We start from the raw sequence: 26,944 nt of genomic DNA on the forward strand, positions 1-26,944 counted from the left end.
CTCAAAGTCCTACACAGATTTTAATTTGGTCACGTATTTTAAGGAGATAAATCGTGAGCACCGACAACAATGGCGGTATCCAACGCCCCGACGGTAAAGTGAACCCGATCGATACTGATTACCAGATCGGTCAGGATAACGTCGCGCTAAAAGTAGGTCCTTTTGGACTTGATATTCACAACCGTGTGTTCGCTATTTCAGGTATGTCGATCATCCTGTTCGTAGTGTTAACACTGACATTCAGACAACAAGTTGAGCCGTTTTTCGCGGGTCTACGTGGTTGGCTTGTTTCTAACCTTGATTGGTTCTTCCTATCTGCGGGCAACGTGTTTGTCGTAGTGTGTTTGCTCCTGATCGTAACGCCACTTGGTCGCGTTCGTATCGGCGGTACAGAAGCAACTCCGGATTACACGTACGCAGGTTGGCTAGCGATGCTGTTCGCGGCTGGTATGGGTATCGGTCTGGTATTCTTCGGCGTATCTGAGCCTATGTCTCACTTCAGTGCTGCTCTTGGCGGTGTGAACGTTGAGAATGGTGTTCGTACTGACTGGGCTCCACTAGGCGCAGCAGAAGGTGATACATCAGCGGCGTCTGCACTTGGTATGGCAGCAACGATTTACCACTGGGCACTTCACCCTTGGTCAATCTACGCACTGTTGGCACTTGGTTTGGCGATCTTCTCGTTCAACAAGGGCTTACCTCTAACGATGCGTTCTATTTTCTATCCTCTTTTTGGCGAGCGCGTTTGGGGTTGGACTGGTCACATTATTGATATCCTAGCGGTAGTTGCGACGGTATTCGGTCTTGCAACGTCTCTTGGCTACGGTGCATCACAAGCAGCAACAGGTCTAAACTTCCTGTTCGGTGTACCAATGACAGATATGACGCAAGTTGTGATTATCGTGATCATCACAGCACTTGCTTTGATCTCGGTAGTTGCTGGTCTGGATAGCGGTGTAAAACGCCTGTCTGAAATCAACATGGGTTTAGCGGCGCTATTGCTTTTGTTCGTGATCGTCGTAGGTCCAACACTCGCAATCATGACTGGTTTCTTCGAGAATATCATGTCTTACCTAGCGAACGTTCCAGCGCTTTCAATGCCATTCGGCCGCGAAGACGTGAACTACTCTCAAGGTTGGACGGCGTTCTACTGGGCTTGGTGGATTTCATGGTCACCATTCGTAGGTATGTTTATCGCGCGTGTATCTCGTGGTCGTTCAGTTCGTGAGTTCATCGTGTGTGTAATCCTGATCCCATCAACCGTGTGTGTATTATGGATGACGGCATTCGGTGGTACGGCGATCAGCCAATATGTGAACGATGGTTACCAAGCGGTATTTGACGCAGAGCTTCCACTTAAACTGTTCGCGATGCTAGATGTGATGCCTCTTTCTCAAATCACGTCTATCGTAGGTATTATTCTGGTTGTGGTGTTCTTTATCACGTCAGCGGACTCTGGCTCTCTTGTAATCGATACGATTGCAGCGGGCGGTAAAGTGGATGCACCAACACCTCAACGTGTGTTCTGGTGTACGTTCGAAGGCTTAGTTGCAATCGCACTAATGCTTGGTGGTGGTCTAGCGGCTGCACAAGCGATGGCGGTAACAACCGGTCTGCCATTCACTATCGTATTGTTGGTTGCAACGGTATCTCTAGTGAAAGGTTTGATGGATGAGCCTCGCCCAACATCAAAATCAATGAAGAAAGCGAAAGCGTAATTTAAGCTTCCTTCATAACAATAAAAAAACGGCATGCTTCGGCGTGCCGTTTTCTTATCTGAATTCTTCATCTTTAGCCATCAATCGGCTGCCATTTTCTTCCCGCTCGAAACAATTCCCCAGTGCGAAATTGACGATGTTTTGCTCATTTGGCTTCAATTTATTTTTTATCCTATAAATACATTAGAGCTCAAACTATTTTTAAAGTCATGCTCATTTGGCCTTAGTGCGACATAGATCAAATAAGTAGGGTTTTTAGGCGGCTTTGTTTGATTTCTATGCACAATCAGTGTGCATAATAAAAAGGAAATTTAATTAGTGTACGAAGGATATGTATCTACACATGATTACCTCAGCCCCTTGGGTTATGTATCCAGAGATTGGAGAAGACCCAAGCAAAAAATGGATTTTTCGTGAACCTGTCGTGTCTGATGGCGACGATATTTATGGTTTGATCGCAGATTGTCCTCCGCTCGATATGAACTCTTCATATTGTAATTTTCTTCAATCTAGTCATTTCAGCAAAACTTGTATTTTGGTCGAGCACAAAGGCGAGATTGCAGGGTTTGTTTCTGGCTATCAGAAGCCGGATGAGCCTAACGTGCTGTTCATTTGGCAAGTTGCGGTTGCCCCTCGTTTCAGAGGAAACGGCTTGGCGTCTCAAATGCTTGAACGCTTACTAAAGCGAGAAGGACTCGAAGGCATAAACGCTATCGAAACCACAATCACTAAATCCAATGATGCATCTTGGGCGTTATTTAAAAAGCTCGATGCACAGCATGGAAACGCCGGCGAAGTGACGACTTTCTTGGATGAAAAGGATCATTTCAAAGGCAAGCACGATACCGAGTATCTGTATCGTATTCCCCTCAAGTAATCCCCACAAAATAGGAATCAAATAACGGTCTCATCATGGATATTTTCAAAAAGCAGGAATCCAACGTACGTTCATACTCAAACAGTTTTCCAGTCGTCTTTCGTAAAGCAAAAGGTACCTGGTTAGAAACAGAACAAGGCGAACGCTACCTCGATTTCCTTGCTGGAGCGGGATCTCTAAATTACGGCCATAACAATCCAGTACTTAAGCAAGCGCTCCTTGAGTACATTGAAATGGATGGCATTACACATGGCTTGGACATGCATTCAGAAGCCAAAGCCGCTTTTCTTGAAGCACTGAATCAATACATTCTTGAACCAAGAGGGCTGGATTACAAAGTCCAGTTCACAGGCCCAACCGGAACCAATGCCGTAGAAGCTGCAATCAAGTTGGCAAAAAAAGTGAAGGGACGCAGCAGTATCGTTGCCTTCACAAACGGTTTCCATGGTTGTACGGCTGGCGCTTTAGCTGCAACGGGCAACCAACATCATCGCCAAGGAGCGGGTTCTAGTTTAAACAACGTTACTCGTATTCCTTTCGAAGGTTACGCAGATATTGATGGCCTCAAATTGTTTGAAACCATGTTGTCAGATAACTCGGCAGGCATGGATAAACCAGCTGCTGTTTTATTAGAGACGGTGCAAGGTGAAGGTGGCCTTAACGTTGCGTCTAACCAATGGTTGCAGCGTCTCAGCAAGCTTTGCAAAGCTCACGATATCTTATTGATTGTTGACGACATTCAAGCAGGCTGCGGTCGAACTGGCACTTTCTTTAGCTTCGAGCCAGCGGGCATTAAACCAGATATGGTAACGCTGTCAAAATCGATTGGCGGTTATGGTTTACCAATGGCCATCGTTTTATTAAAACCTGAGTTGGATAAATGGAAACCAGCCGAACATAACGGCACATTCCGTGGCAACAATCATGCGTTTGTGACAGCAGCGAAAGCAATTGAAACATATTGGTCAAATGACCGTTTTGAAGCGCACATCAAGCGTTGTTCGAACATGGTTGATGAAGTCATTCAACGATCGGTAAAACGATTCCCTGAGATGTTTGTACAGCGTAAAGGTCGCGGGATGATGATTGGTATCGAATGTAAGAACGGTGAAATCTCTGGTGATATTGCAAAAGCGTGTTTTGAGAACGGAATGGTGATTGAAACCGCAGGACCAAATGATGAAGTGGTGAAGTTCTTTTGCCCATTGACCATTTCCGAATCCGAACTTACCCAAGGGCTTAATATCTTCGAGGGCTCGGTAGAAGCCATCGCAAGCAAACTTTTCAAACAAGCATCATAGCAAGGAAAGAATTATGATCGTTAGAACACTCGATGAGTGTCGCAATAGCGAAAGACGAGTTGTGTCTGATAACTGGGAAAGTGTCCGTATGTTATTGAAAGACGACAATATGGGCTTCTCATTCCACATCACGACAATATACGGAGGAACCGAAACACACATTCATTATCAGAACCATTTGGAATCTGTATTTTGCATGAGTGGAGAAGGGGAAATTGAAGTCGTTGGCGGCGAAACTTACCCAATCAAACCGGGTACGCTATACATCCTAGACAAGCATGACGAGCATTACCTACGCGCCTATAAAAATAAAGAAATGGTCATGGCGTGTGTGTTCAATCCCCCAATCACGGGTGCGGAAGTTCACGACGAAAATGGTGTTTATCCTCTGGTGGACTAGCCCACTGATGTTTTAGAGGGGTGATGTTTCACCCCTTTTTCTTATCCATTCTTTTAAATTACCAATCATTAAGGCCCCCTCATGACATTTACCGTAGAAAAAATCGGCGGTACATCTATGACAGCATTCGATGCTGTACTCGACAACATTCTTCTTCGTCCACAAAACCCATATAACCGTATTTTTGTTGTTTCTGCTTATGGCGGAATGACAGACGCTCTATTGGAATGCAAAAAAACCAGTAAGCCAGGTGTCTATCAGCTCATCTCTAAACGAGATGAAACTTGGCAAGACGCGCTAGCGTATGTTGAAAGCCGTATGCTGCTGACAAACGAACATATTTTTGCCGATCCGATGAATCGTATGCGCGCGGACAAGTTCATTCGTTCTCGCATTTCAGAAGCAAAAATATGCGTAACCAATATCCTAGAAACTTGCCAATACGGGCAGTTTTCTCTGCGCCAGTACTTACCGCAAATTCGTGAGTTTCTCTCATCAATTGGTGAAGCACACAGTGCTTATAACACCGCCTTAAAGCTAAAGAACATGGGTATTAACTCGACCTTTGTTGACCTATCCGGTTGGGATAACCAACAACCTCGCAGTTTAGATGAGACGATACGTGAAGCGTTTGAAGAAATAGATGTGACTCAAGAGCTGCCAATTGTGACGGGTTATGCGTATTGCAAAGAAGGGCTGATGCACACTTATGATCGAGGTTACAGCGAAATGACCTTTAGCCGAATTGCTGCAACAACCAAGGCCGACTTAGCGATAATTCATAAGGAGTACCATTTAAGCTCTGCAGACCCAAGGGTTGTTGGTGTTGAGCGTGTCAATCCAATTGGAACGACCAATTATGATGTGGCCGATCAGTTAGCGAATCTTGGTATGGAAGCGATTCACCCAAATGCAGCGGCAGGACTGCGTGAAAGTGGGATTGAATTACAGATCAAAAATACGTTTGAACCAGAGCATAATGGGACACTGATCTCTGCTGATTACCGCCCAGAAAGCGACCGCATTGAAATCATTGCCGGTAAGCAGAAAGTATTTGCGCTTCATCTATTTGATCAAACCATGGTTGGAAAGGTAGACAACGTCAGCTACGAGTTGATGGAGATAATCGCTGATGCTCGCGTCAATCTCATAGGGAAGGAGATGAACGCAAACTCTATCACCTATTATCTAGGCGGCAGTGCGGAGAGCTTAAACAAGGTGCGCTACAAAGTAGAGAAACGCTACCCACAAGCCTCGATTAATGGACGCATGGTAGCGCTCATCTCTGCAATCGGTTCTCAAATCGATACCAATAAGACGTTAGCTAAAGGCGTTTTTGCACTGATGAATCGCGACGTGACACCCATTGCTCTTCACTCATCAATGAGAAACGTTAACGTGCAGTTTGTTGTGAGTGACGATGAGTATAAAGAAGCGATTTGTGCGTTACATGAAGAGTTCTTTGAACAAGACAGCGATACAAGTAAGTCGGCGAATGTTGCTTAATCGATTTGCCTAATGATGATGCAGTTTCAAATGCGGTTAATCGCTATTTGAAACTGCTTAACTGAATACATATTTTAAACTTCGCATGATAGTGGAGAATACAAGAGTAAATAATGACTTTGAGCGTCGTTTATCGATCAGTTCTTCTATCACCACTGTATCGTCTTTCGTTAACCTTGATCGCCAAATTAAGCACCAAATGATCCTTACTCGATAACTCCGATTTTTAACGGTAATTGGAGCGTTTCTAAACGCGATAATACAAAGCCGTTTTGAATAGAGGATCTCTTCGCCAATTCGCAAGGTAAATCTCGTCGACAGGCGGTGGTATTCTGCTGTGACGAGTATGCCATCGACATAATGCGATTGTGTTTGAACGGTTTTGAATCCCATCTTGATCTATCCTTAGACCTCTCACTTAACACTACTAATCAATATCTTACTGTAAGCTCGTCCAAAAAATTTGATTACATTGAATTTCTTCATAAAAGCAGAGGTTATGCATGTGGGGTGATATGCAATTGGTAGGGGTAACAGTAAGAAGGTGAGACTGAAAAAGTCATAGATTCGATAGATAAAACTTTGTTGAAGCGGCTTGATAAGCAGCAAAGGAGCCAAACAAGGCTCCTTTAAAGTATCTCATTTCACCAACTTAGATATTTGGACGTGCCGTCTCGTTGGTTGATGGTGGCAGATGAGGTAACGTCACCTCTGGTTGGTCACCCGTTAATGAGCGTAAGAACTCAGTGATTTTGACTGACTCTTCTTTCGTCAGTTTCTGACCAAGCTGAAGGTCAGCCATCATTGCTACTGCTTCTTCTAGATCCCAAACCGAACCGTCGTGGAAGTACGGGTAGGTGAGTTCGATGTTACGAAGTGTCGGTACTTTAAAGACAAACTTATCGAAATCATTACCCGTGATCGCCTTACGCCCAACATCTGGGTTATCCGTTGCAAACGGCTTCACTAAGCCCATCTTTTGGTACATTTGACCACCGGCGAGAGGGCCGCTGTGACACGCTGTACAACCTTTCGCTTTAAACAAGTTGTAGCCTTCGACCTGCGCTGTTGTTAAGGCGTTATCGTCGCCCTTCAACCAAAGATCGAACGGTGCGTTTGGCGTGCGTAAAGTTTGTTCAAAGGTCGCAATTGCATCAGTCACGTTATCAATGGTGATCGTTTCACTGCCGTAGGCTTGTTTAAACCACTCGCGATATTGAGGAATCGACTTGAGCGTGTCGATCGCAAGCTGGTGGCTAAAGGCCATTTCGAGTGGGTTTTCGATCGGGCCAGCCGCTTGTTCTTGCAAATCTTTGGCTCGTCCATTCCAGAACTGAACAAAGTTCAAATCCGAATTAAACACCGTTGGTGAGTTGATAGGGCCAATTGCCCATTTATGACCAATAGAGCTTGGTAAGTTATCGACGCCACCTTTTGCGATGTTATGGCAAGAGTTACAAGAAATGGTGTTGGAGGCGGATAAACGAGGTTCAAACCACAACGTTTTACCCAGTTCTACTTTCCTCGCATCAAGTCCAGCAACTGGTTCGATCACCTTGATGGGTTCTGCGGATTGGCGCTCTGCGTAGGCACCGAAAGATAGGACTGACAAGACGCTCACTGCTATAAGAGTTTTCATAATAACTTCCTTTTTAAGTGATTTTACACTCTCACTAGGGCGGCGTACTTCTTATTGGTACGCTCTGGAAGTCACGGTATAGCAATCGTTTTATTCGATAAAATGCAAAAAATCGATGGTTTTTATGGCAAAAAACGATGTTAAAAACGCACAAACTTTGCACGATTTGATTTTGCTAGCTTCCCAAGCAGTTGGTCACCTTTCATTTACAAATATGCAAAGAATATAAACGACAGGTTCGTTGATTTAGGTCAATTATGCAATCAAGTGAACCTTAGCAGGCGAAAAACCTAAGATATAGGAGAAGCCCGGTTTTTATTGCGTAAATTATCGGTAAGGGGAGGGTATATAACAGGCAATAAGTCAGGTGTGTAGAATTATTCTATTTTAGGGATTTTGCTCTAAGTCTAAATGAATCTTTGCATTTCAATTTCAATAAAGCTTGGTTATTGATCATGTTTCTGAGTATGTGAATTATTATCAATTATGCATATGATTGCTCATTGTCTAGTTTGATTTGTGTAACGTCACTGCAGCACGTATTGAGCGTACTACGCTGATTGTCTGTGTTTTCGTGTTGACAGTTTGGTACTAGGTAAAATTCAACAAGACTATGATTTCAAGGAACATTTTATGTTAAAGAAACTACTAAGTTGTTGTATCACCTCGGCACTCTGTTTTCATTCTTCTATCGCTTTTTCGCAATCTAATGAGATTGCGGACAGTGCAGAGTTACAACAAGCTCCCGACACATTGCCTGCCACTTTGATGCTTGCTCCGGACGACATCGCCATTGCAGATCGCTACATAGTGGTATTTCAACAACCGCAAATGATGGCGAGCAACTCACCGGAATTCGAGCAATTCACGCAACAGTCTGTAGACCGCATGTCTGGTTTGTATTCGATACAAGTGGAGTCGGTTTTTGACCACTCGATCAGTGGATTTGTCGCTAACTTGAGTCCTGAGCAACTAAAAGATCTGCGTTCTGATCCTCGTGTGGATTATATCGAGCAGGACAGAATCCTATCGCTTGACCCAATAGTCTCGGCAGACGCAAATCAAACCAACGCCATTTGGGGGCTAGACCGAATCGACCAACGCAACTTGCCACTCGATAACAACTACAGTGCCAACTTTGATGGGACTGGGGTAACGGCTTATGTTATCGATACTGGTGTGAACAACGCGCATGTTGAGTTCGGTGGTCGCTCGGTCTCAGGGTATGACTTTGTCGATAACGATGCAGATGCAAGTGACTGTAATGGGCACGGCACACACGTAGCGGGCACCATTGGCGGCAGCTTGTATGGTGTTGCGAAAAACGTCAACCTTGTCGGCGTGAGAGTATTGAGCTGTAGCGGTTCGGGTTCTACATCTGGTGTTATCGCCGGTGTGGATTGGGTGGCTGCGAATGCTTCTGGACCTTCAGTCGCCAACATGAGTTTAGGTGGCGGTCAATCTGTCGCGCTCGATAGTGCGGTGCAAAGTGCGGTTCAATCAGGTGTCAGCTTTATGCTTGCAGCAGGTAACTCCAATGCCGATGCGTGTAACTACTCTCCAGCGCGCGTTGCTACTGGTGTCACTGTCGGCTCGACCACTAGCACGGATGCACGTTCGAGTTTTTCAAACTGGGGCAGTTGTGTGGATGTATTTGCGCCAGGCTCACAAATCAAATCTGCATGGTATGACGGTGGTTACAAAACCATTAGTGGTACTTCGATGGCGACGCCACATGTAGCGGGTGTAGCAGCACTGTATCTTCAAGAAAACAGTTCGTTGTCGCCAAGCCAAGTGGAAGCCTTGATCGTTAGCCGCGCAACAAGCGGAAAGGTGACGGATACAAGAGGCAGCGTGAACAAGCTACTTTATAGCTTAACCGATGCTGATTGTGGGCAAGACTGTGGTGGCCCTGATCCAACACCGGACCCAGAAGGCAAGTTAACCTCGGGTGTGCCAGTGAGCGGTTTAAGTGGTTCAACCGGTCAAGTCGCGTATTACTATGTTGATGTAGAAGCGGGGCAGCGCTTAACAGTGCAGATGTATGGTGGCAGTGGTGATGCGGACTTGTATCTCCGTTTTGGTGCAAAACCAGCATTGAATGCATGGGATTGCCGACCTTTCAAATACGGTAACAATGAAACATGTACGGTCAGCGCAACACAAAGTGGACGCTACCACGTCATGATCCAAGGTTACTCAAACTATAGCGGTGTCAGCATTCAAGCGAGCTACTAGTTATTCTTCTCGTTATCAGAAGAGAACAAAGCCCACTTTTCGTTGGGCTTTTCTTTTGGGAATACTGTGCATAGGGATTACTGAGCTTCATAGGAGAAGTTATTCAAACGCATCGGTCTTTTGCTTCAAGAACTCAATCAGAGTGCGAACTCGGAGCGGCATCAAGGCTTTCTCTTGGTACACCGCATAAATCGGAATCTCTAAATCGTGCACATCGGGTAGGATGCGAACTAAATCTCCTCGCGCTAATTCTTCCTTCATCATAAAGCTTGGCATGATGGCAAACCCAAGATGATTCAAAACAAACTCTTTGACTGTCGCAGCGGTTCTCACTTGCACTTTAGGGCTGTGAACCAAGCGCGTGACCTGACCTTGGTTGTTGGTCATCGTGAGTTGCTTGTCACCGTGAACGATATGGTGGCTAATCCAATCTAGCGAGAGAAGATCTTCCGGTGTCGATACCGTTTCCACCTTGCTGAGATAGGTTGGCGTAGCGCAAATCATGTCGCGAAAATAGCCCAGTCTAACCGCATATAAACTCGAATCTTCTAAAGCAGAAGAGGCACGCAGAGCAATGTCGCAGCGAGATTCAATCAGATTGCTGTAACTGTCGCTCTCAATAATATCGAGTTTGATTTCCGGATAGAGGTGTAAGAACTCACTCAATATATCAACTAAAGCTGAGCTAGGTGTGGAGATACGAATTGTCCCACTTGGGATTTGATTGGCATCTTGTGTTTCTGCGTTAGCTTCTGAGGCGATATCACCAATCAGTTTACACTTTTCGTAGTAGCGTAAACCTGCATCAGTCAATGAAAGGGAGCGTGTCGTGCGATGCAACAGACGAGTATTCAACGCTTGCTCTAGTTTAGAGACGATTTGTGAGACGCGCGCTTTGCCAATATCAAGATCGTCAGCTGCTTGAGTAAAGGATTGTTTCTCTGCCACTTTGGCAAAGACCATCATGTCATCGAGTGAGATCATACCGATTACTTTCCAAAAGCTATTTAGTATTGTTTAGTCAGAGTTAACAATTAGTTTAATCAAAGGCTAATTATCTATCAATCATCAAACGATATAGTGTCTCCATCGACAGCGGGAAGCCAAAACAACTTGGTCATTTCCGCCTTATTCAGAAAGAAATAATGTAAGAATTGAATGGAGAAACCATCATGTCAGATCGCAAAATTCTAGTAACAGGCGCATCAGGTAAACTAGGTTCACAAGTGGTAAAAGCATTGCTTGAAGACCTCAATGTACAACCAAGCCAATTGATTGTGACCACTCGCAATGCAGGCAAACTGCAAGCGTTAACAAGCCAAGGTGTGGATGTTCGCGAAGCAGATTTTTCAAGCCCAGAGTCACTAGAGAAAGCCTTCCAAGGAGCAGACAGTATGCTATTGATCAGCATCGACGCCTCTGGTCCTCGCACTCAAGCACACTTGAATGCTGTCGCGGCAGCAGAAAAAGTAGGGGTGAGCCACATTGCTTACACGTCGATGCCTTCTGCAGAGAGCTCGCCAGTGATGTTCGCTCATGAGCATGAAGCTACCGAGAATGCGATTAAACAAAGCAGTATCGCTAATGCGACAATCATGCGTAACAACTGGTACTTCGAGAACTTGGCAGAATACTTTGCGAGCATTCTACAATCGGGTCATTGGTTGACGTCGGCATCAGAAGGGCGCTCTGCACAACTATCGCGCAAAGATCTCGCTTTTGCTGCGGCATCTGCTCTCGTGAAACCAGCGCAAGGCAAAGTGGTATTGCCAATGAACGGTGCGCAATCTCTAACGCACGCAGAAATGGCGAAAGTGATAGATAAAGTTCTCGGTACATCGATCAACATGGTTAACCTGTCTGACGAAGATTACCAAGCACAGCTTGAGTCGTTTGAGTTGCCTGCTCCCATCGTAGAGTTGTGTGTGACGATGGATAAACACAATCGCGGAAACTACTCAGATGGTACAAGTGAAGCGTTTGAAGAACTGACAGGCAAGCAACCTCAGAGCTTCGAAGCTTGGTTAGAAGAGAACAAAGCAGAGCTGCAAAAACTAACGAATGCTTAAGCTTATTTGAAACCACCAAGGGACTCGTTTGAGTCCCTTTTTAAATATTAGAGCCTATTAACTATTACTTAGTTTATTAATGAAAAATAAATTAGATAATACTTATTTAATTGCGAGCTAAATTATTTATTACTCATGATAAATTAGAGTAAATATACAATAATTTATATTTAGTGGTATTTACCGTACTCATTACTATTATATAGAAGATAAAATAATGTGATTTTCCCCTTCATAATGAGCTTTTAATTAGTAATAATATCTTATTGAGCGGTTACTTCATCACCACTATTTATTCTAAGTGTCAAATTTATCATATTGTAACAAATTCTTACATTTGATAATTAGGGCCAACTTAATGCGATATCAATCTTCTCCAAGTGACCACACAGAACAAGTACAACAAACTGTTCAAGAACGCGCTACCCAACAGCGTTTAGCTCGTAATGAAGAGCTAAAAGTGACACAAGCAGACAATAAACGCTGGGCAGCAAATCGAGAAAGAGTCATTGCTGAACGCAGCAACGAAAACACCGACGTAGCGCTAACACCATTAAAAGAAAATAAGAAAAAGAGTGGACTCAGTTCTTTGTTGTGCGCGAAACCGAATTTTTCCAAGCTACCAACCAAGACCGTTGCTTATTGTTGGGTTAATACAAAAGCAGAAAGTGGTGAAGACAATATTATTCCAAGTGTTGAAAAGGAACATGGTCTACTGAACGTCATTAGTAATGCCAAAATTACCCCAAAGGTAAAACACGTTATATATGTTGATAGACGTACTAAAGGGCGAACTTGTTACGACTCACGCGTCGAGCTTCCGGATAATGTTAAGTTCGTTTCAGTGAATGAATTGCTGAAGAAGAAAAACATGGAGACGCCAGTCATTGCCGAGAAGATGACGGAATTGTATGAGGCAAGCATCAATCACGGTAGCCCAGCTTTTGTAAAGAATATGGTCTCTTTACTGGCTTTAAATGCCGGAGATTACTTCTTCGATATCGGTGTCAGCATCAAGCCCGATGGTAATTTAGCTAAGCACCTCAATGGTGAGAGCAAGTTTTCTGGCGGTGCGGTAGGTAACGGAAGTTATTTGATGGGTGGACACAATAAAGAGGATATTGAGACGGTTGTTGAGTACCTCTACGAAATGTATACCTGTCAAAGGCCACCAACGGTACATCCCAAGAAAGCAGTAGAGGTGTTAGAAAGCCTCGATAAATCGTTGTCACCGGCAGATGTAATCAGCGCAGTAACAAGCAACTCGAAATTAGACGAAAAAATCACGCCAGCGGACTTCGTTACTTACTCTCGTAAGATGGAGCAGGGATTTGCTGAGCGAGGCGTTAAGACTACAGAATGCGAATATGCTCGTCACACGGACGTTGTCTTTGGCAACAACATTGCAGTACTCACTACTAAAGTGAAAACGGGCTTTAGGAGCGGAACAGACTTCGTTAATACCCATAAGATGAGCCACATTCACAAAACCAAAGTGGAAGCGCATCACGTGCCGGTTTTATAAAGTACGCAGAAGAGTAATGACCTCATCCCCCTAGGTACGGCGCCAAAAACAAAAACGCCCACACTTATTCAAAAGTATGGGCGTTTATCTTTCTAATCCAAAATTCGTTATTACTTCACTGCTTCCACTTCCAACATCGACGCTTGAGTCGCAGACAAGTTTTGTTTTACATAACTTGTTAACTGTAACCATACAAACAAGCCTGCTAGAACGTTAGCAATTGTCGCCGCGATGACGATAGTAAAAATGTCACCCTGTAACGAACCAATGGCAATCGCTGGGATGTATAGAACCACCAATCTTACAAAGCAAACGAATAGGGCAGTTTTTGGTTTACCTAATGCGTTGAAGATGGAAGTCACAACCATACACAAACCTAAAGGGCCGTAGCTAAACGGAATCACCCAAAGTGCTAGCTTTAACCAGTCTTGCATTGTGTCGTCCGCCGATAGTAGAGGAACAACGATTGGTAAACTCACCACTAACAAAGTTGCGATGGCCAAGTGGAACAAAATCACAAAGCGAGACGCTGATTGAACGAGCGCTTGGATTGAATCAAAACGTTCCGCACCAAGTTCGCGGCCAATCATCGGCGGCAAAGACATGGTGAGTGCCAGAGTGAAGATCAGCAAGAAGCTTTCTACTCGGTTTAATAAACTCCAAAATGCGATTTCGTTAGTACCAAGATGAGCGATGAACATAACTGTCACGAAAGCACTGACTGACGGTAATATCTGATTCATCATGGTTGGAATCGTGGTTTTGATCAGCAGCGCGACATCGTCTTTGCTAGCTAAAGCCGAAGAGAAAGGTGCGAACCATTGTCGACCTTTAGCTTTGTGCATCATGTAACTCGCGCTGATGGCAAAGCCAAGCATCGATGCTAATGCAGCACCCGCAATCCCCATGTTTAGAACGAACATAAAGATCGGATCGAGCACGAGGTTGATAAGGCTTGCGATAACAAAGACTGAACCAGTGACTTTAGTATCACCGTTAGCACGATAAACACAGGTCATCAAATACAGCACGGCACTGGATAGTGCGCTTAACAACCATAGGCCCCAGAACTGACCAAATAACGTTTCGAGCTGTTGATATTGTGCACCGCTGTCTTTCACAGAGACAAACGCAGAGAACACGCTCTGCTCCATCAACCACAACGCAAGTCCAATCAGTGCGATAAAAGCGCTGCCGACTAGCAACGCAAGTGAAGCGATGTTTGTCGCGCGTTGCGTATTATTTGCACCAAAAGCATGTGAGATGATCGACGTTGCTGCGACACCAATGCCGACTTGAATGCCAATGAAGCCAGCTTGGAACGGCATGGTGATACCTTGCACAGTTAGCTCGTTCACGCCAAGCATGCCGATAAACACTGCGTCGATCAGTTGTACTGACATGATCGCAAAAAGGCCGACAGTCAGCGGCAGTGTTTTTTCGAGAACGGATTTTAAGGTCGAGGAAATCGCTATCATCACAAGGCTCTTGATTCGAAAGTTCGGGAACAGTGCCAGTATAGAGTTGCGATTGTTAATGATAAGAGGGCTAATCCCTAAATCAGTTTTTAGATTTGGTTAATAATCCAAATCAGCCAGCGTATTTGTGTTGTGTGTTCGTCTGGTTATACTCAACGTATCTTTCTGAAAATAACCGTATTCGTTAGCTAATCTGATATGAAAAACAGCCTCAGTATTCGAGCTTATACCAAGCAATTACAGAGCCATTCACACGGGGATTATCATCAATTGGTGCTGCCAATCCACGGCAATATTGCGATTGAGATGACAAACTTTGTCGGTAAGGTCACCGTCGGTGAGTGTGTCGTGATTCCTGCTGGCACTGAGCATGGATTCAAAGCCGATGAAATGGCGCGTTTTATTGTCGCGGACTTGGACGTTTTGCCAGAGCACTTTCTTACGGAACAATTGGCAGTGTTTTCTGTTACGCCACCACTGTTAAGCTATCTTCATTTTGTAGAAAAACAGTTGCAGCACCAAGTTGATAGTGGGTTAGAGAGCTCGATTTTGAATGTGTTCTCGATGCTTTTAGAGCAGCAAACTCACGCATAGCCTGTTGACCCAAGGATTCGAGCAGTACAAAGCCATATTGCTGAAAACATGGATACGGCTTTGTCTATCGATGAGTTGGCTAAGATAGCTTGTTTGAGCCCGACTCAATTTAAAAAGCGATTTAAAGAGAGCCTTGGCGTCAGCACATTGCAGTACATCACCGAGTTGCGAATGGAAAAAGCCAAAGCTTTGCTCACGCATACCGACTTACCAGTTCAACTGATTGCCGAGCGGGTCGGGTACACCGATTTATCTGCGTTCAGTCGTCGCTTTTCAATTCATTTTGGTTTGTCGCCACGCGAGCTAGTCCGTCAATAACGTCTCATTAAACGATTGTTGCGTCCTTTCTGCAAAGTTATGTCTTCTTAATCAACGTATCCTTTTCTCTATGGAAAATCATTATAGAGAAATAAAGCATGTCATCTGTTGCGATTCAATCGACAAGCCAATATCAAGCGGGCGCACTGGCGATCTTGTTCGCTTCTTTGTTGTGGGGAACGACAGGCACAGCCGCGAGTTTTGCTCATCAAGTCAGTCCGTTAGCCATTGGCGCTTTTGCTATGGGCTTTGGTGGTGTTATTCAAGCAATGTTATCTTGGCGTAGCATCCGTCATCAACTCCATCAGATTTTGCTGTTTAAGTTAGCGTTAGCAATAAGTAGTGTTGCATTAGCTGTATATCCTTTGGCGTTTTACCCGTCGATGAAGCTTTCTGGTGTTGCCGTTGGTACCGTTATCTCAATTGCCAGTGCGCCTTTCTTTACTGTTTTAATGGAGTGTCTTTTTAGCAAAGGTAAGCGCGTTTCTGTTCAATGGTGGGTGAGTTTTGTATTTGGTGTGGTGGGCATCATGATGTTAGTCATGGCGAAATCGGGTGGGGTGGTTGAATCAGACCAAACCTCTTATCTATTTGGCATCGTTTTGGGACTAATAGCAGGGTTAAGTTACGCCATTTATTCGTGGGTCGCCAAGCGAATGATTGATAGCGGAATCAAATCCCAAGCGGCGTTAGGTAGTATCTTTGCTGGTGGTGCTATGTTGTTATTGCCTAGCTTAGCGTTTACCGGAGAGAACCTATTCACCGGCGTCACGAACGCTTCTGTTTCAGTCTATATGGCGATCGTTCCAATGTGTTTAGGTTATTTCGCGTATGGTTATGGATTAAGGCACGTTGATGTTAGCAGTGCAAACCTTCTCACGTTATTTGAACCTGTTGTTGCGGCGGTGTTGGCGGTTTGGATTGTTGGGGAGAAGATTGCTGTCTCTGGTTGGATTGGCGTTGGATTGATTGGTGTATGCCTGATTCTTCAAACCTTAGATAAAGAGGCGAACAAACCAAAACAGATGACATGATTTCCTCGCGAATAAGGTTCCCAAACTAACGGACATCGATGAAAAGCGGCAACTCGTATGCATATCGGTTTTTCGTTTTCAATGAAATAGAACTGCCATTGCTACGGTCTGTCTTAATCAACGTATTACCAGTTCGCTATTTACTAAAAGTATGAACACATTCGGGGAAGATTATGTGGATTAAGAAGAATCATCGCTGGGCTTTATCTGAAAACGAAGCGACGCCAGAGTCCGTTTACAAGGAACGTCGTGAAATACTGAAAAAGCTTGGCATTGCGGTTGTCGGTATGCCACTCGCTGCGAATGCACAAGCGGGTATTTTGGATATCTTCTCGTCAAAGGAAAAGCCAGTCTCAGACAATCGAATTGACCTTAACGCGGCAAAGCCACAACAATACCAAGCGGATCTTTCTCTTACTCCTGAAAGTAAAGTTTTGAAATACAATAACTTCTATGAGTTTGGTACCGATAAGTCTGATCCCGCGAAAAACTCTTCTGAGTTCGTGTCTGACCCATGGACAGTTGAGGTCGATGGCTTGGTGAATAACCCAATTAAGCTCGACTACGATGACATCTTTAACAAGTTCACACTAGAAGAGCGAATCTATCGCTTACGTTGTGTCGAAGCATGGTCAATGAACATTCCGTGGATTGGTTTTCCTCTAGCTGACATCATCAAAATGGCGGACCCAAAAAGTAGCGCGAAATACGTGGCTTTTGAAACTCTCTACGATCCAAAACAGTTCCCGGCCCAAGGCTCCTTTAGCAGTATTGAATATCCTTACGTCGAAGGGCTTCGCCTCGATGAAGCAATGAACCCGCTCGCGCTGATTTCTGTGGGTTTATACGGTAAGACGCTTGCACCACAAAACGGTGCGCCACTTCGCCTAGTTGTACCTTGGAAGTACGGATTCAAAAGCATCAAGTCTATTGTTCGAATTCGTTTAACCGACCGAGAGCCGCCAACAACGTGGAATCGTTTAGCGCCAAATGAATACGGTTTTTATGCCAATGTGAATCCGAATGTCGACCATCCACGCTGGAGCCAAGCAAGCGAGCGCTTCATCGGTGAGGGCAGTGTGCTCAGCACTCGTAGACAGCCAACATTGATGTTCAACGGCTACGAGGAAGAGGTGGCACATCTCTATAAGAATATGGATCTGAGGAAGTTCTATTGAGAAAGCTGACGCCAAAACACATCATTGCGCTTAAGGTCCTTATCCATCTTGTCTCTTTAGGCTTTTTAGGTCTACTGGTTATTGCGATTAATACCGACAACTTAGGTGGCGACCCTGTTCAAGGCATTATCCATTACACAGGTATTAGCGCGCTGAATACGCTGTTTATTACCTTGTTAGTTTCTCCACTTGCGCGTTGGACCAAGCAGGGATTGTTAGTTCGAGTTAGGAGATTGCTCGGGCTCTACAGCTTTTTCTGGGCAGTGCTTCATTTGGTTGCTTTTGCTGTGCTCGATTTAGGATTAGATTGGAGTTTACTTGCCTCTGAAATCGTCAAACGCCCTTATTTGACCGTTGGTGCAGCAGTGTGGGTGATCTTGTTACTTCTGGCGGTGACTTCGACTCAATCCATTCAACGCAAGATGGGGCCTAAATGGCAAAAGCTGCATAACTGGGTTTACTTGGCCGCGATACTGGCGCCGATTCATTTCTATTGGTCGGTGAAGTCAGAGGTAGCAGAGCCAACGATTTATATCTTAATCGCCATTGGTTTGTTGCTGGTGCGCTGGAAGACATTGAAGCAGCGAGTGTTTCGAAAAATGTTATCCAGTTGATACGCTGTTAGACTAATTGCGATAAATGAAGCGACAGACTAAAAGGGGCTACGTGAGCCCCTTTCTTAATTAGATAAATTGCCGCTAACCCAAGCTTTCTGTTGCTGTTGGCTCACCACGCTTCCACACCTTCCGTTCGCTCTCGCCAAAGACCTTAGGGTAGTTCTATCCAATCCCACGGCAACGCTCATACCATTAGCCTGAACCCTACGACTAATGTCTAACTACCTGAGACTATTTGTATTTTTTCGTTTGGTATAAGGTACTAGCAACTGAATTTTAAGAGTTCATAAAGATCAGTCATCGAGTTCTTGTAGCAGAGAATTTATAGACAACGACTCGCTTAATCTTCGTTTAGTGAGTAAACAACGTTGGTTGGAAAAACACACCTTAGAGTGTGAACGAAAGGAATCACAATGAGCAGCACTTTAGAGTCCGTACATATTGGAACAGATAAGCCTAAAGCCAGTGAGGATGAACTCACTTATGAACAACAACATAAACCTAGCTCGGAATTTGAGTCCCGAGAACAATATTTAGAGCACGAGTTGCAAATCATGGCGCCTAAACGTTGGCGTCCCAATTTACCGTTTAAAGATTATCGTTTTGAGGTAGAAGACACCATTCCAGCGATGGCTGCGACCATTGGTAAAGTCGTTATGGTGGGGGCGATCGCAGCAACCTTTGCTGGGGCGCTAGGGTTGAATGAAGGCTTTATTTTAGAAAACGTTCGTTATGAACTGCTCATCGCCTCTGTTTTCATTATTCTTTTCTCAGGTTTTCTATTACCGACCGCAAACCTTGAAGCAATGTGCAAGATTTTTTTGTCCTAATTTTCTCACTTTCCACTTAAACCCTTACACCATAAGACTTCAACAACGATTTTTTTATGACTTTCCATAAAAAAGTCACTTTGTCATAGTTTTTGTCATAAAAACGTCCTTATCAAGCTATTCCGTAGAAAAAGTCATAAAAATGATTCGCAAATACTAGTCTAACGCCCACACAGTTCGAGTGAACCTATCAGTATACCTCTTTGAACAGTTTAACCATTAAGAAATGCAAGCAGAGTATGAGGCTTGTTGATATGAGTTAAAGAAAGGTCAATGCAATATAGCGGTGATAGCATAGAAGAACCCATACTTGGATTCGTACAAGTACACTCATTATTTTATGATTTTCTAGCTCGAAGAGCTTCCATTGACTCGGTCATGAATGCAGCCCTAATTTAGAAAGGCTGCAATCAAAGTGAGAGCATTCAACTCCAGAATCGAGTTAGTTGCATATCAATAACTTTTTGAGCTTTTTCAGGACAAAAATCTTCAACAACATATTTTTCTAAGTCAAGTAGGCATGATAAAGAAGATTGCATAACATCAGAAGAAATTATAGCGTATCCACCCCACTCATGTTCGAGCCATAACTTAAGTAATTTGTGAGTTTCGATGATATACACGGTTTCGTTTTTTCCGGAGTAAGTACCCTCTCGAAGCAGTTGTGCATAGTGCTTTCCATCGATAGGCTGAGGTACACATACGTCAAGGAAATTTTTATCAAAGCCAATAAACTCGTCTATTGCACCTAAATTAACCCCTTCGTAAGTGGGAAAATCAGGTGAGTGCCACAACACATAGTAAGAGCAATCGAGAGTCGGTGAGCTAAGCGTAGATATTTCTTTGAAAAGCTTTGTAGCGATATTGTGAACACTCTCTCTGCTTAGGCTATTTAAGTAAGATTTTAGGTGGTGTCGATTGTCAAAACCTAAGGTTTTGATATGGTAATCAATAGTTTGACAATGAGTTAGGTTCTCGACGGGGCTGGTTTGAGCAAGGCGCTTGATCCCAGCATAGATTTCATCGGTCGTAAACATGATGTTTTTCGCATTTCTAGGCATACAACAAGTTTCAGTCGTAACACATGCTGCTTGAGTTCTAGCCAAAAAAGGAAATGAACAGATAAAAGACTTTTCCCAATTGCAGCAGGGAGGCGCCTAACCGACGCGGAGGATAGCCTAGGAAGTCTCAATTGTCTACTGCGTACATCCTCAAGCGTACAATCATTGTACAATTAGGCAAGCAAGCGAAGGAACTAAGGAACTGCCACTGTATCAGTTGAAAAAAGAAATGAAGGCTATCAAAGGTTAACTGTTGCTTTAAGGTGATTTAGTCTAAATGCTATTTGTCAGTTTCGTTCGCTCGGTGTGACTAGAGCTAACAAGTTGTCCTAAATCGGTTCTGCTTCAAAGTGAGCTAGATTAAATATTCTACAGAACCTAGGTGTTTGGGCTTTCCTACAAAATCTAATGCCAAATTTTGATTGATTTTCATATTTTGGATAAGACGCACTATTAAAAAGTTATAGCACGCTGGCGCTTTTTACATTTTTTCTCTAAATTTTAGTGGTTTATGATAAGTTAATCGAAAGTTAGGCAGGTAGAAAAAACAGATAGCCTATTATTAAAAATGTTAAGTGCACGAGAGGCTTTATGGCACAAAAAGAATGTATTTTCTGTGGTAACCAAGGTGGGATGTCAAAAGAACATCTTTGGCCAAATTGGTTGAATAAACTAACTGAAAAAGATGCGGATGCTAAATACCAAGAAGGTGCAGCTTACGGGTTAGGCAATACCGTGGACAACAAATTTAAAATGAATGTGCGCTCTGGCGATGTAATGACTAAAAAATATCGAGTTGTTTGTCGTACCTGCAATGGCGGTTGGATGAGTTCTATTGAAGAAAGTGTTAAGCCTATCTTATTGGAAGCTTTTGGTGATTGTGATAAATTTCTTACAAATAATGATTTAAAAGAGCTAGTTACTTGGCTAGTTATGAAAAACATAGTCGCAGAGCAAACCGATAATGAATCTGTTGTAACGAGCAAAGAGGAATGCCACTTGTTCGAGCGTAATCGAGGCTTTCCTAAACACTATCGAGTTTATGCCGCAAGGCATAGCTTAGATACTACCGCACTGTATAGTCGAGAGACCGCTTTTCTAAAAACACACCCAGACGCACCAAATGAACTAGATGGGCTGCATAGGAATACACAAGTCACTACATTAGTTATTGGCAAGGTCGTATTTTTTATCATTTGCTGCAAAGAACCATCTCTAAATATTTGTCATGACTTTAAATTAAATCGCTTAACTAGGCTTTATCCGGAGCGACCAAAGAAGACTGGTAAAAAATTTAAACATTTGAAGATATTATCTGAGCAACAATTTGTGTCAGTGGCTAAAGCATTGTCTTTGTATATCGAGTCAGAAAGAGTTGAAATCGTTCGAAAGTCCACTTAACAACTGCTTAAGATTGACGGCTACCTTTGGAATTTTGTAGCTCGAAAATGCTCCCAAGTGTGTTAGTGAAAAATACAAGTTTTAACAGTGCATTTTTGACAGAGTTTATTAATTGGTGAACACTATTAAAGTGTCTATCCTTTTGTCATTATACTGTTCAAGGTTTGCCCAGAAGTATAGCGAATGTGCTCAGATAGTTGTTTTTCAGCATCAGTTGGCTAGGGTTCATCAATAGAAGGGTAATCTAAACTCGAATTACCCTTCAGTTTTAAGGCTATGCTGGCTTATTCGGCATGAGGTTTCAATTCAACATTTCTGTATCTAAAACGATTTGTTGGGATAAATTCTTTCCTCTGCATCAAGTTGACGATTTTGACACTCTCATTGTGCTTTAAATACTTGTAAGTGAAGTATCGAGCAACTTTATCCTCATGCGTTGATAAAATCACCTGTCTATCCTTAAAGTCATTTCTTAGAACCTCGACTAGGGACGACATGTTAATGTCATCCATAGTTTGGACAGGATCATCTATCAGTACACTAGAAAACCGAGAAGAGTATACTTTGTGCAAAGCTAATGTTAGAGATATGACTATTGCCGAGATCTGTCCAGAGCTCATCGTATTTAGAATATCATGGTCACTTTCCCAGTTAGACACCAACCGGACGTTTTTAAGCTCTTCGTTGCCTGTAGGATCTTTTATGAATATCCCATGCCCTAGACCTGCTTGGTGAGATTGAAGAATCTTTCCTGAGTAGATATAGAATGGAATCTCAATTTCTGTTATTAGCTTTTTTCTGTACTGTTTAATTTTAGTCTTGACGACCCCTACAAGATCATTCACTTCAACCTCAGCTTTATCGAGTAAAGCTTTAGTACTTATTAACTTGGCGAGTTTTTCTGCCACTTCTTTCAGTGAGCTAAAGTATAGCCCTTTAATATATCGTTTTTTACTCTCCAATTGTTCTTCTTGTATCTCAGCTGTTCGAGCCTGCTTAGACTGAAAATAGTCAACATAGATACGGTCGAAAACACCGTTCACATTCGATTCGTAATAACCTTCCGGGGCAGTGCCAACAACAGAACGGATACGTTCAGATAAAAGGTTAGAAGCTTCCCTTATATAATTGCTACCGCCTGATACAGGGAAAGAAGACGCTAATAGGTCATCAAACTGTATACCTTCTTTCAGAAGCCATTCTCGCAGACTATTGAATCTGCTCTCCAAGTTGCGTGCTTTTGATAACGCGAGTAGCTCCTCCTGAGACGGAGAAGGGTTTTGTTCGATGTAATCAGAACACATTTGAACTAAAGGTAGAACGAACTTAGCATTAAATTCTTCTCTCGCCTTGATTAGAGCTTTGTCTTGCCCAGTCAACTCTTGTTTAAGTAAGTCACCATGTTTGGCAATAGCATCACTGAGAGCTGTGTGGCTCTTATAGTCATGACCACATAACATGCAAGCAGATTCCTCAGGCACGTTACTTAAACCACTTTGCATAGCTTTATGATGGGTAACTAGTTCAGAGTATATCGAGTTCAAGCCAACAGATTTTTTCTCCAACTTGATCAGTTCATCGAGCTGATACTTGAAAGTTTCAATATCTTTGAATGCTAATAGTTCTAGAATGACATTAATATTTTCATTTACTGCTATCTTTTCTAAACTATTCGAGTTCAGTTCAAGTAGAAAACTCCTAATTATACCGTTCTCATTTGACTTTTGAACATACCTATCATAGTTACTAATGCTATTCACATACCCAATATACAGTTGGATAACTTCTTTTTGCGCTATAGCGTTTTCAAATCGTAGATTGCGAAAGAAGAAGTTCTTATGTGTTAAGAAATCTTTAAGATATTCGATTTCCTTAAGAGCATTGTTTAACTTTTCTTCATTTAGGTCTGGAATGTTTTCAGCATCCCAAAATGCGAAGTCTTTGCTCTCCTGAAGCCAAGGTAAAATAAAAAAGTGAGCTTCCAAACCTTCAGTTTGTGCACTAGTTTCCGCATCAATGTTGTAACGTGTTTTAAGTTGCTCAATTTGAGCGGATTTTTTTCGTTTCCGAGCCGTTATTTTTCCTAGTATTTCGACTAATTTCTTTAGTTTTTCATCGGCATCACGCGTGTTACCAAACAGTTGAGCAAGTTCTTCTGCTCGTTGTGTTTCGTTCTTTGACTTGAGGAACCTTGAAGTCTCTTCTTGTTGAACGTAGTGAAAGAGTAAAAAATCACGTTTAAAGTCACTACTTTGAAAATATCTATCTAGTTGATTCTGATTAGAAGGAATAAAAGCGCCATCAACAATTTCATATATATCCCATAGCTCTTGAAATCTAGAAATTTTCTTTGCACTATTTGGTATAGTTCGTTTTAGTTGCCTGATAAAAGTTCTGGTACTCCCTTCATTATCACTAAACTCTAGTTCAATCTTTACATTATCTCGGCCTTGATGAGCGACAACAATGTCTGAAGGGTTCTGACGCCCCTCAAGTGATATAAGACGTGTTAAGTTTCCAGTCAAGCCGAGTTCAATACCATCGAATACCGAGGTCTTTCCGTAACCATTAGGACCATCGAGCAATATGAGGCGTTGATCCGCAAAGTTAATGGTATAGGGGTCTTCTCCAAATATTTTGAAATTAGTGAAAGTAACTTTACTAAGTTTAATCACGAGCTTGCCCCCCATATACCTTCAACTTTTTCTTCTATGGTGTCTTCTTCCCATGACTCGGAATTTTCGGTTAGGTTCTTATATATACTTAACTGGCTAGGGGAAAGCGATAGTTCTATATCATCAATTAAGTTAGCCAATTGTTGCTCTTGTGGTAAGTAGCTAATAAAAGGTAGCTTTAAGATTGATTTTAATAGTAAAGAATAATAGTCTTTCTGCGTTTTGTTGTTGTTTTTGAATTGTAAGAAGCTCATTCCACCATTTTCATTTATGACACTATTAATTACTTCTTCATTCAAAGAACTTAACTGATTTCTATCTATGTAGTCCTGAAAATCTATTAGTTCATCCTCTGTATAAGTGATCACATTCTTTTTAAAGTTGTATTGGTCTTCTTCTATCATTAGGATAGTGGTTCTGTTCACTTGATCTTCTTTATGGCAAAGAATAAGGGTGCAGTTCTTCTCAAACTCTTGCCCTACAAAACCACTTATGATGATTTGGTCAAACCAATCCTGTGTATGATGTTCAAGAAACTGTTTTGCAGCCTCATTAGATTGCTCATGAAGTTTAACTACTAGAAAGTATTCTTGCCGATGGTTATCCACGCGAGGTTTAAACAGATTTAGTTCCGCTAACTCTTGATGTAGAGGTATGTCAGTCTCCTGATACCCATTACTATTGAGGATAATGTTTATTATTTTATTCATGAACTTAGTGCAGCCTTTGCGTTTGATATTGGTACTAAAGATATATTACTTAACATATCATCCCTCTTCGAACGAGGGTCCTCATCATCTCCAATTGGAGCTTCAGTATGGGTTATTGATTTAGGTGAAAATAAATGAATGTCAGAGCCATCATAGATAATATTCTCGACTTCAAATAGAAATTCCCACATATTGCTATTCAATATTATTTTCTTTTCAACATGAGTAAGTGGTATCCCATTCATTATTGTGCTGGGGATAAACCTTTTAATTGGTAAAGAAGTCGTTTCATACGTAATTTGACACTTTTCTTTTACATTGGATATGCACTTGTAATCCAACTCATGGAGTATTTTAATTAGTACAAATCGAATGCCATTTTCATCAACTTTTAAAGCGTTTTCGGTATTGTTCAATTCCTGTAGATTTATATGAGGGCAGAAGTGTCTATAGTAATTCCACAACTCTAATGGTTCTAAATTCAACAGGATGTTTTTGGCTTCTTTTAAGTTACATTTATCATCTACTTCTTCATAGGAATCAGGATCGTTGATGTATTCGTCAAGTAAATGGGCAAACTGTTCTTTGAAAACGCATGATAAGTAATGTAGTCCTATATCTTCGTGATCTTGAATAGCAGCGTCAATGATTTCAACGAAGCTTATAGATATCTTATCAGTCCCTTGCTTGGCTTTATGTCGATCAATTATATGTTTGTCCATCATACCCAAAAAGTAATGTAATGTTTGTTCAACACGTTGTTGAGTATTTATTAGATTCCTTGATGATAGTAATTTCGATATTTCAGATTTTATTTTTTCATTGATAGAATTGAGGTCACAAAAGCTATTGCCGTCATCGTAAACATAAGCCTCTAAACGTGAAATCGCATTGTTTTGGTTTAGAACTATGTCAGTTAACGTGGAACATATATCTGTTGCCGAGTCACTAGGAAATGCTGATCTAATGATTGCTGCGGGCTTTGGTCTGCTAGGAGCGTCAGATATAGCCTTTTCAATGATAGTGTTGCCGACTTTAGGGTTTGCCCCTCTATATTGGTCTATTATCGATTGAATATCATCTCTCAACGAGTCGATTATACAAGTAAAACTTGCCTTCGGATTAATTTGCTTCCAAGTATGGATCTTCCCCAAAACATTTGGGTTTTTTGATAGTTCTAAAGTAATCTCCAGCAGGGCATCCGAATATTTGCTGTATGAGGAGGTGTTGTAGGCTTTCACTTGATGAAAAGAAACAAAAGTACCATTGTCACGTACCTCAAAGTCCTCATTGTCTTCTAACACCAAGCTCAGCTTTGATAAATCAGTTTGTACTGGTAATGCGTTGATTTGCAGTAAAGTGTAGTAAAGAGCAACCTTGCCTTGATAGTTAAACCCGCTCCAAGAAGGCGATGCATCAAAAGCCATCTAAGGACTCCTATATCACATTGTATGAATCTCATTTCTAGTGGATAGTATCTTGTTGACAGCTGGATTCTTTTGGCTGTGAAACCAATGACTCTACAACCGCTACACATGTAACCACGAGAACTAGTTGTCGAATATAACACAGGACGCATATTTCAATACTTGATTTAGCTCCTATATTACGAAAATGTGCGTACTAAAAATGCCATTGCTTCAGTAGGTTAGAGTCTAGAGGTCCTTATGAACAGATCTTTGGCTTCTAGCGATGTAATCTCATGACTTGTTGTGCGAGACGTATCTTAACTCATCTAATCAGGTGGCTAAATTCACTTGCTACTACAGATGAGT

The 26,944-nt window shown here is 42.5% G+C and carries 19 protein-coding genes and 2 pseudogenes; 14 read left to right on the plus strand and 7 right to left on the minus strand.

The annotated features are described in order from the left end of the window. Positions 1–53: 53 nt before the first annotated feature. The 5 genes from H735_RS04185 (at position 54) to H735_RS04205 (ending at position 5,802) form a co-directional block, all read left to right on the plus strand. Positions 54–1,718 carry a BCCT family transporter gene (locus tag H735_RS04185; protein WP_020197621.1) on the plus strand — a complete coding sequence of 555 codons (1,665 nt, stop codon included), beginning with the start codon at positions 54–56 and terminating at the stop codon, positions 1,716–1,718. Positions 1,719–2,061: 343 nt separating this feature from the next. After that, on the plus strand, positions 2,062–2,595 hold the full coding sequence (gene ectA / locus H735_RS04190) for a diaminobutyrate acetyltransferase (protein ID WP_020197620.1): 534 nt from the start codon (positions 2,062–2,064) through the stop codon (positions 2,593–2,595). Positions 2,596–2,630: 35 nt separating this feature from the next. Further along, on the plus strand, positions 2,631–3,896 hold the full coding sequence (gene ectB, locus H735_RS04195) for a diaminobutyrate--2-oxoglutarate transaminase (protein WP_020197619.1): 1,266 nt from the start codon (positions 2,631–2,633) through the stop codon (positions 3,894–3,896). A gap of 13 nt (positions 3,897–3,909) precedes the next feature. Next, positions 3,910–4,296 carry an ectoine synthase gene (locus H735_RS04200; protein ID WP_020197618.1) on the plus strand — a complete coding sequence of 129 codons (387 nt, stop codon included), beginning with the start codon at positions 3,910–3,912 and terminating at the stop codon, positions 4,294–4,296. Positions 4,297–4,377: 81 nt separating this feature from the next. Next, positions 4,378–5,802, plus strand: a complete 1,425-nt coding sequence (locus H735_RS04205) for an aspartate kinase (protein ID WP_020197617.1) — start codon at positions 4,378–4,380, stop codon at positions 5,800–5,802. A gap of 652 nt (positions 5,803–6,454) precedes the next feature. Here H735_RS04205 and H735_RS04210 read toward each other — a convergent pair. Beyond that, positions 6,455–7,441, minus strand: coding sequence for a cytochrome-c peroxidase (locus tag H735_RS04210; protein WP_020197616.1), 987 nt, complete (start codon positions 7,439–7,441; stop codon positions 6,455–6,457). 633 nt (positions 7,442–8,074) lie between these two features. Here H735_RS04210 and H735_RS04215 point away from each other — a divergent pair. Continuing rightward, entirely contained in the window at positions 8,075–9,679 is a 1,605-nt protein-coding gene (locus tag H735_RS04215) for a S8 family peptidase (protein WP_020197615.1), read from the plus strand. A 99-nt stretch (positions 9,680–9,778) separates the two neighbouring features. Here H735_RS04215 and H735_RS04220 read toward each other — a convergent pair whose 3' ends face one another. Beyond that, positions 9,779–10,663 carry a LysR family transcriptional regulator gene (locus tag H735_RS04220; protein WP_020197614.1) on the minus strand — a complete coding sequence of 295 codons (885 nt, stop codon included), beginning with the start codon at positions 10,661–10,663 and terminating at the stop codon, positions 9,779–9,781. Between the two features lie 188 nt (positions 10,664–10,851). On the opposite strand from H735_RS04220, the gene H735_RS04225 reads away from it, so the two are divergent. After that, a complete protein-coding gene (locus H735_RS04225; protein WP_020197613.1) occupies positions 10,852–11,748 on the plus strand; it encodes an SDR family oxidoreductase in 897 nt (298 codons plus the stop codon). 358 nt (positions 11,749–12,106) lie between these two features. After that, a complete protein-coding gene (locus H735_RS04230) occupies positions 12,107–13,273 on the plus strand; it encodes a hypothetical protein (protein ID WP_020197467.1) in 1,167 nt (388 codons plus the stop codon). 110 nt (positions 13,274–13,383) lie between these two features. Here the strand turns inward: H735_RS04230 and H735_RS04235 are convergent, their stop codons facing one another. Then, positions 13,384–14,751: an MATE family efflux transporter gene (locus H735_RS04235; RefSeq protein ID WP_020197468.1), complete on the minus strand. Its 1,368-nt coding sequence runs from the start codon at positions 14,749–14,751 to the stop codon at positions 13,384–13,386. Positions 14,752–14,949: 198 nt separating this feature from the next. Between H735_RS04235 and H735_RS04240 the strand changes: the two are divergent. From H735_RS04240 to H735_RS04260, 5 genes and pseudogenes are all read left to right on the plus strand, one after another. Next, a pseudogene (locus H735_RS04240) lies at positions 14,950–15,663 on the plus strand (helix-turn-helix domain-containing protein). 98 nt (positions 15,664–15,761) lie between these two features. After that, positions 15,762–16,697, plus strand: coding sequence for a DMT family transporter (locus tag H735_RS04245; protein WP_020197471.1), 936 nt, complete (start codon positions 15,762–15,764; stop codon positions 16,695–16,697). 173 nt (positions 16,698–16,870) lie between these two features. Continuing rightward, positions 16,871–17,875 carry a protein-methionine-sulfoxide reductase catalytic subunit MsrP gene (gene msrP / locus H735_RS04250; protein WP_020197472.1) on the plus strand — a complete coding sequence of 335 codons (1,005 nt, stop codon included), beginning with the start codon at positions 16,871–16,873 and terminating at the stop codon, positions 17,873–17,875. Beyond that, on the plus strand, positions 17,872–18,489 hold the full coding sequence (gene msrQ, locus H735_RS04255; protein WP_020197473.1) for a protein-methionine-sulfoxide reductase heme-binding subunit MsrQ: 618 nt from the start codon (positions 17,872–17,874) through the stop codon (positions 18,487–18,489). The genes msrP and msrQ overlap by 4 nt, the downstream gene beginning before the upstream one ends. A gap of 416 nt (positions 18,490–18,905) precedes the next feature. Further along, positions 18,906–19,292 (plus strand): annotated as a pseudogene (locus H735_RS04260) (DUF3360 family protein); the annotation flags it as partial. A 455-nt stretch (positions 19,293–19,747) separates the two neighbouring features. Here H735_RS04260 and H735_RS04265 read toward each other — a convergent pair. Beyond that, a complete protein-coding gene (locus tag H735_RS04265; RefSeq protein WP_152447673.1) occupies positions 19,748–20,359 on the minus strand; it encodes a hypothetical protein in 612 nt (203 codons plus the stop codon). A 615-nt stretch (positions 20,360–20,974) separates the two neighbouring features. On the opposite strand from H735_RS04265, the gene H735_RS04270 reads away from it, so the two are divergent. After that, positions 20,975–21,784 carry a hypothetical protein gene (locus H735_RS04270; protein ID WP_020197476.1) on the plus strand — a complete coding sequence of 270 codons (810 nt, stop codon included), beginning with the start codon at positions 20,975–20,977 and terminating at the stop codon, positions 21,782–21,784. 284 nt (positions 21,785–22,068) lie between these two features. Here the strand turns inward: H735_RS04270 and H735_RS04275 are convergent, their stop codons facing one another. From H735_RS04275 to H735_RS04285, 3 genes are read right to left on the minus strand one after another with little or no spacing between them, the layout of a single operon-like run. Next, the gene (locus tag H735_RS04275; protein ID WP_027726811.1) at positions 22,069–24,459 is read right to left on the minus strand and encodes an AAA family ATPase; all 2,391 of its coding nucleotides are present in this window, start codon (positions 24,457–24,459) and stop codon (positions 22,069–22,071) included. After that, positions 24,456–25,169, minus strand: coding sequence for an ABC-three component system middle component 1 (locus tag H735_RS04280; RefSeq protein ID WP_020197478.1), 714 nt, complete (start codon positions 25,167–25,169; stop codon positions 24,456–24,458). The genes H735_RS04275 and H735_RS04280 overlap by 4 nt, the downstream gene beginning before the upstream one ends. Beyond that, a complete protein-coding gene (locus H735_RS04285) occupies positions 25,166–26,596 on the minus strand; it encodes an ABC-three component system protein (protein WP_020197479.1) in 1,431 nt (476 codons plus the stop codon). The genes H735_RS04280 and H735_RS04285 overlap by 4 nt, the downstream gene beginning before the upstream one ends. Between the last annotated feature and the right edge of the window lie 348 nt (positions 26,597–26,944).

This window comes from Vibrio owensii CAIM 1854 = LMG 25443, assembly GCF_000817815.1.
Classification (GTDB): domain Bacteria; phylum Pseudomonadota; class Gammaproteobacteria; order Enterobacterales; family Vibrionaceae; genus Vibrio; species Vibrio owensii.

What these genes read in the sequence shown, in the direction of transcription:
- ectA (WP_020197620.1), top strand. Translation starts at nt 2,062, where the DNA reads ATGATTACCTCAGCCCCTTGGGTTATGTATCCAGAGATTGGAGAAGAC.
- ectB (WP_020197619.1), top strand. Translation starts at nt 2,631, where the DNA reads ATGGATATTTTCAAAAAGCAGGAATCCAACGTACGTTCATACTCAAAC.
- H735_RS04200 (WP_020197618.1), top strand. Translation starts at nt 3,910, where the DNA reads ATGATCGTTAGAACACTCGATGAGTGTCGCAATAGCGAAAGACGAGTT.
- H735_RS04205 (WP_020197617.1), top strand. Translation starts at nt 4,378, where the DNA reads ATGACATTTACCGTAGAAAAAATCGGCGGTACATCTATGACAGCATTC.
- H735_RS04210 (WP_020197616.1), bottom strand. Translation starts at nt 7,441, where the DNA reads ATGAAAACTCTTATAGCAGTGAGCGTCTTGTCAGTCCTATCTTTCGGT.
- H735_RS04215 (WP_020197615.1), top strand. Translation starts at nt 8,075, where the DNA reads ATGTTAAAGAAACTACTAAGTTGTTGTATCACCTCGGCACTCTGTTTT.
- H735_RS04220 (WP_020197614.1), bottom strand. Translation starts at nt 10,663, where the DNA reads ATGATCTCACTCGATGACATGATGGTCTTTGCCAAAGTGGCAGAGAAA.
- H735_RS04225 (WP_020197613.1), top strand. Translation starts at nt 10,852, where the DNA reads ATGTCAGATCGCAAAATTCTAGTAACAGGCGCATCAGGTAAACTAGGT.
- H735_RS04230 (WP_020197467.1), top strand. Translation starts at nt 12,107, where the DNA reads ATGCGATATCAATCTTCTCCAAGTGACCACACAGAACAAGTACAACAA.
- H735_RS04235 (WP_020197468.1), bottom strand. Translation starts at nt 14,751, where the DNA reads ATGATAGCGATTTCCTCGACCTTAAAATCCGTTCTCGAAAAAACACTG.
- H735_RS04245 (WP_020197471.1), top strand. Translation starts at nt 15,762, where the DNA reads ATGTCATCTGTTGCGATTCAATCGACAAGCCAATATCAAGCGGGCGCA.
- msrP (WP_020197472.1), top strand. Translation starts at nt 16,871, where the DNA reads ATGTGGATTAAGAAGAATCATCGCTGGGCTTTATCTGAAAACGAAGCG.
- H735_RS04265 (WP_152447673.1), bottom strand. Translation starts at nt 20,359, where the DNA reads ATGTTTACGACCGATGAAATCTATGCTGGGATCAAGCGCCTTGCTCAA.
- H735_RS04270 (WP_020197476.1), top strand. Translation starts at nt 20,975, where the DNA reads ATGGCACAAAAAGAATGTATTTTCTGTGGTAACCAAGGTGGGATGTCA.
- H735_RS04280 (WP_020197478.1), bottom strand. Translation starts at nt 25,169, where the DNA reads ATGAATAAAATAATAAACATTATCCTCAATAGTAATGGGTATCAGGAG.
- H735_RS04285 (WP_020197479.1), bottom strand. Translation starts at nt 26,596, where the DNA reads ATGGCTTTTGATGCATCGCCTTCTTGGAGCGGGTTTAACTATCAAGGC.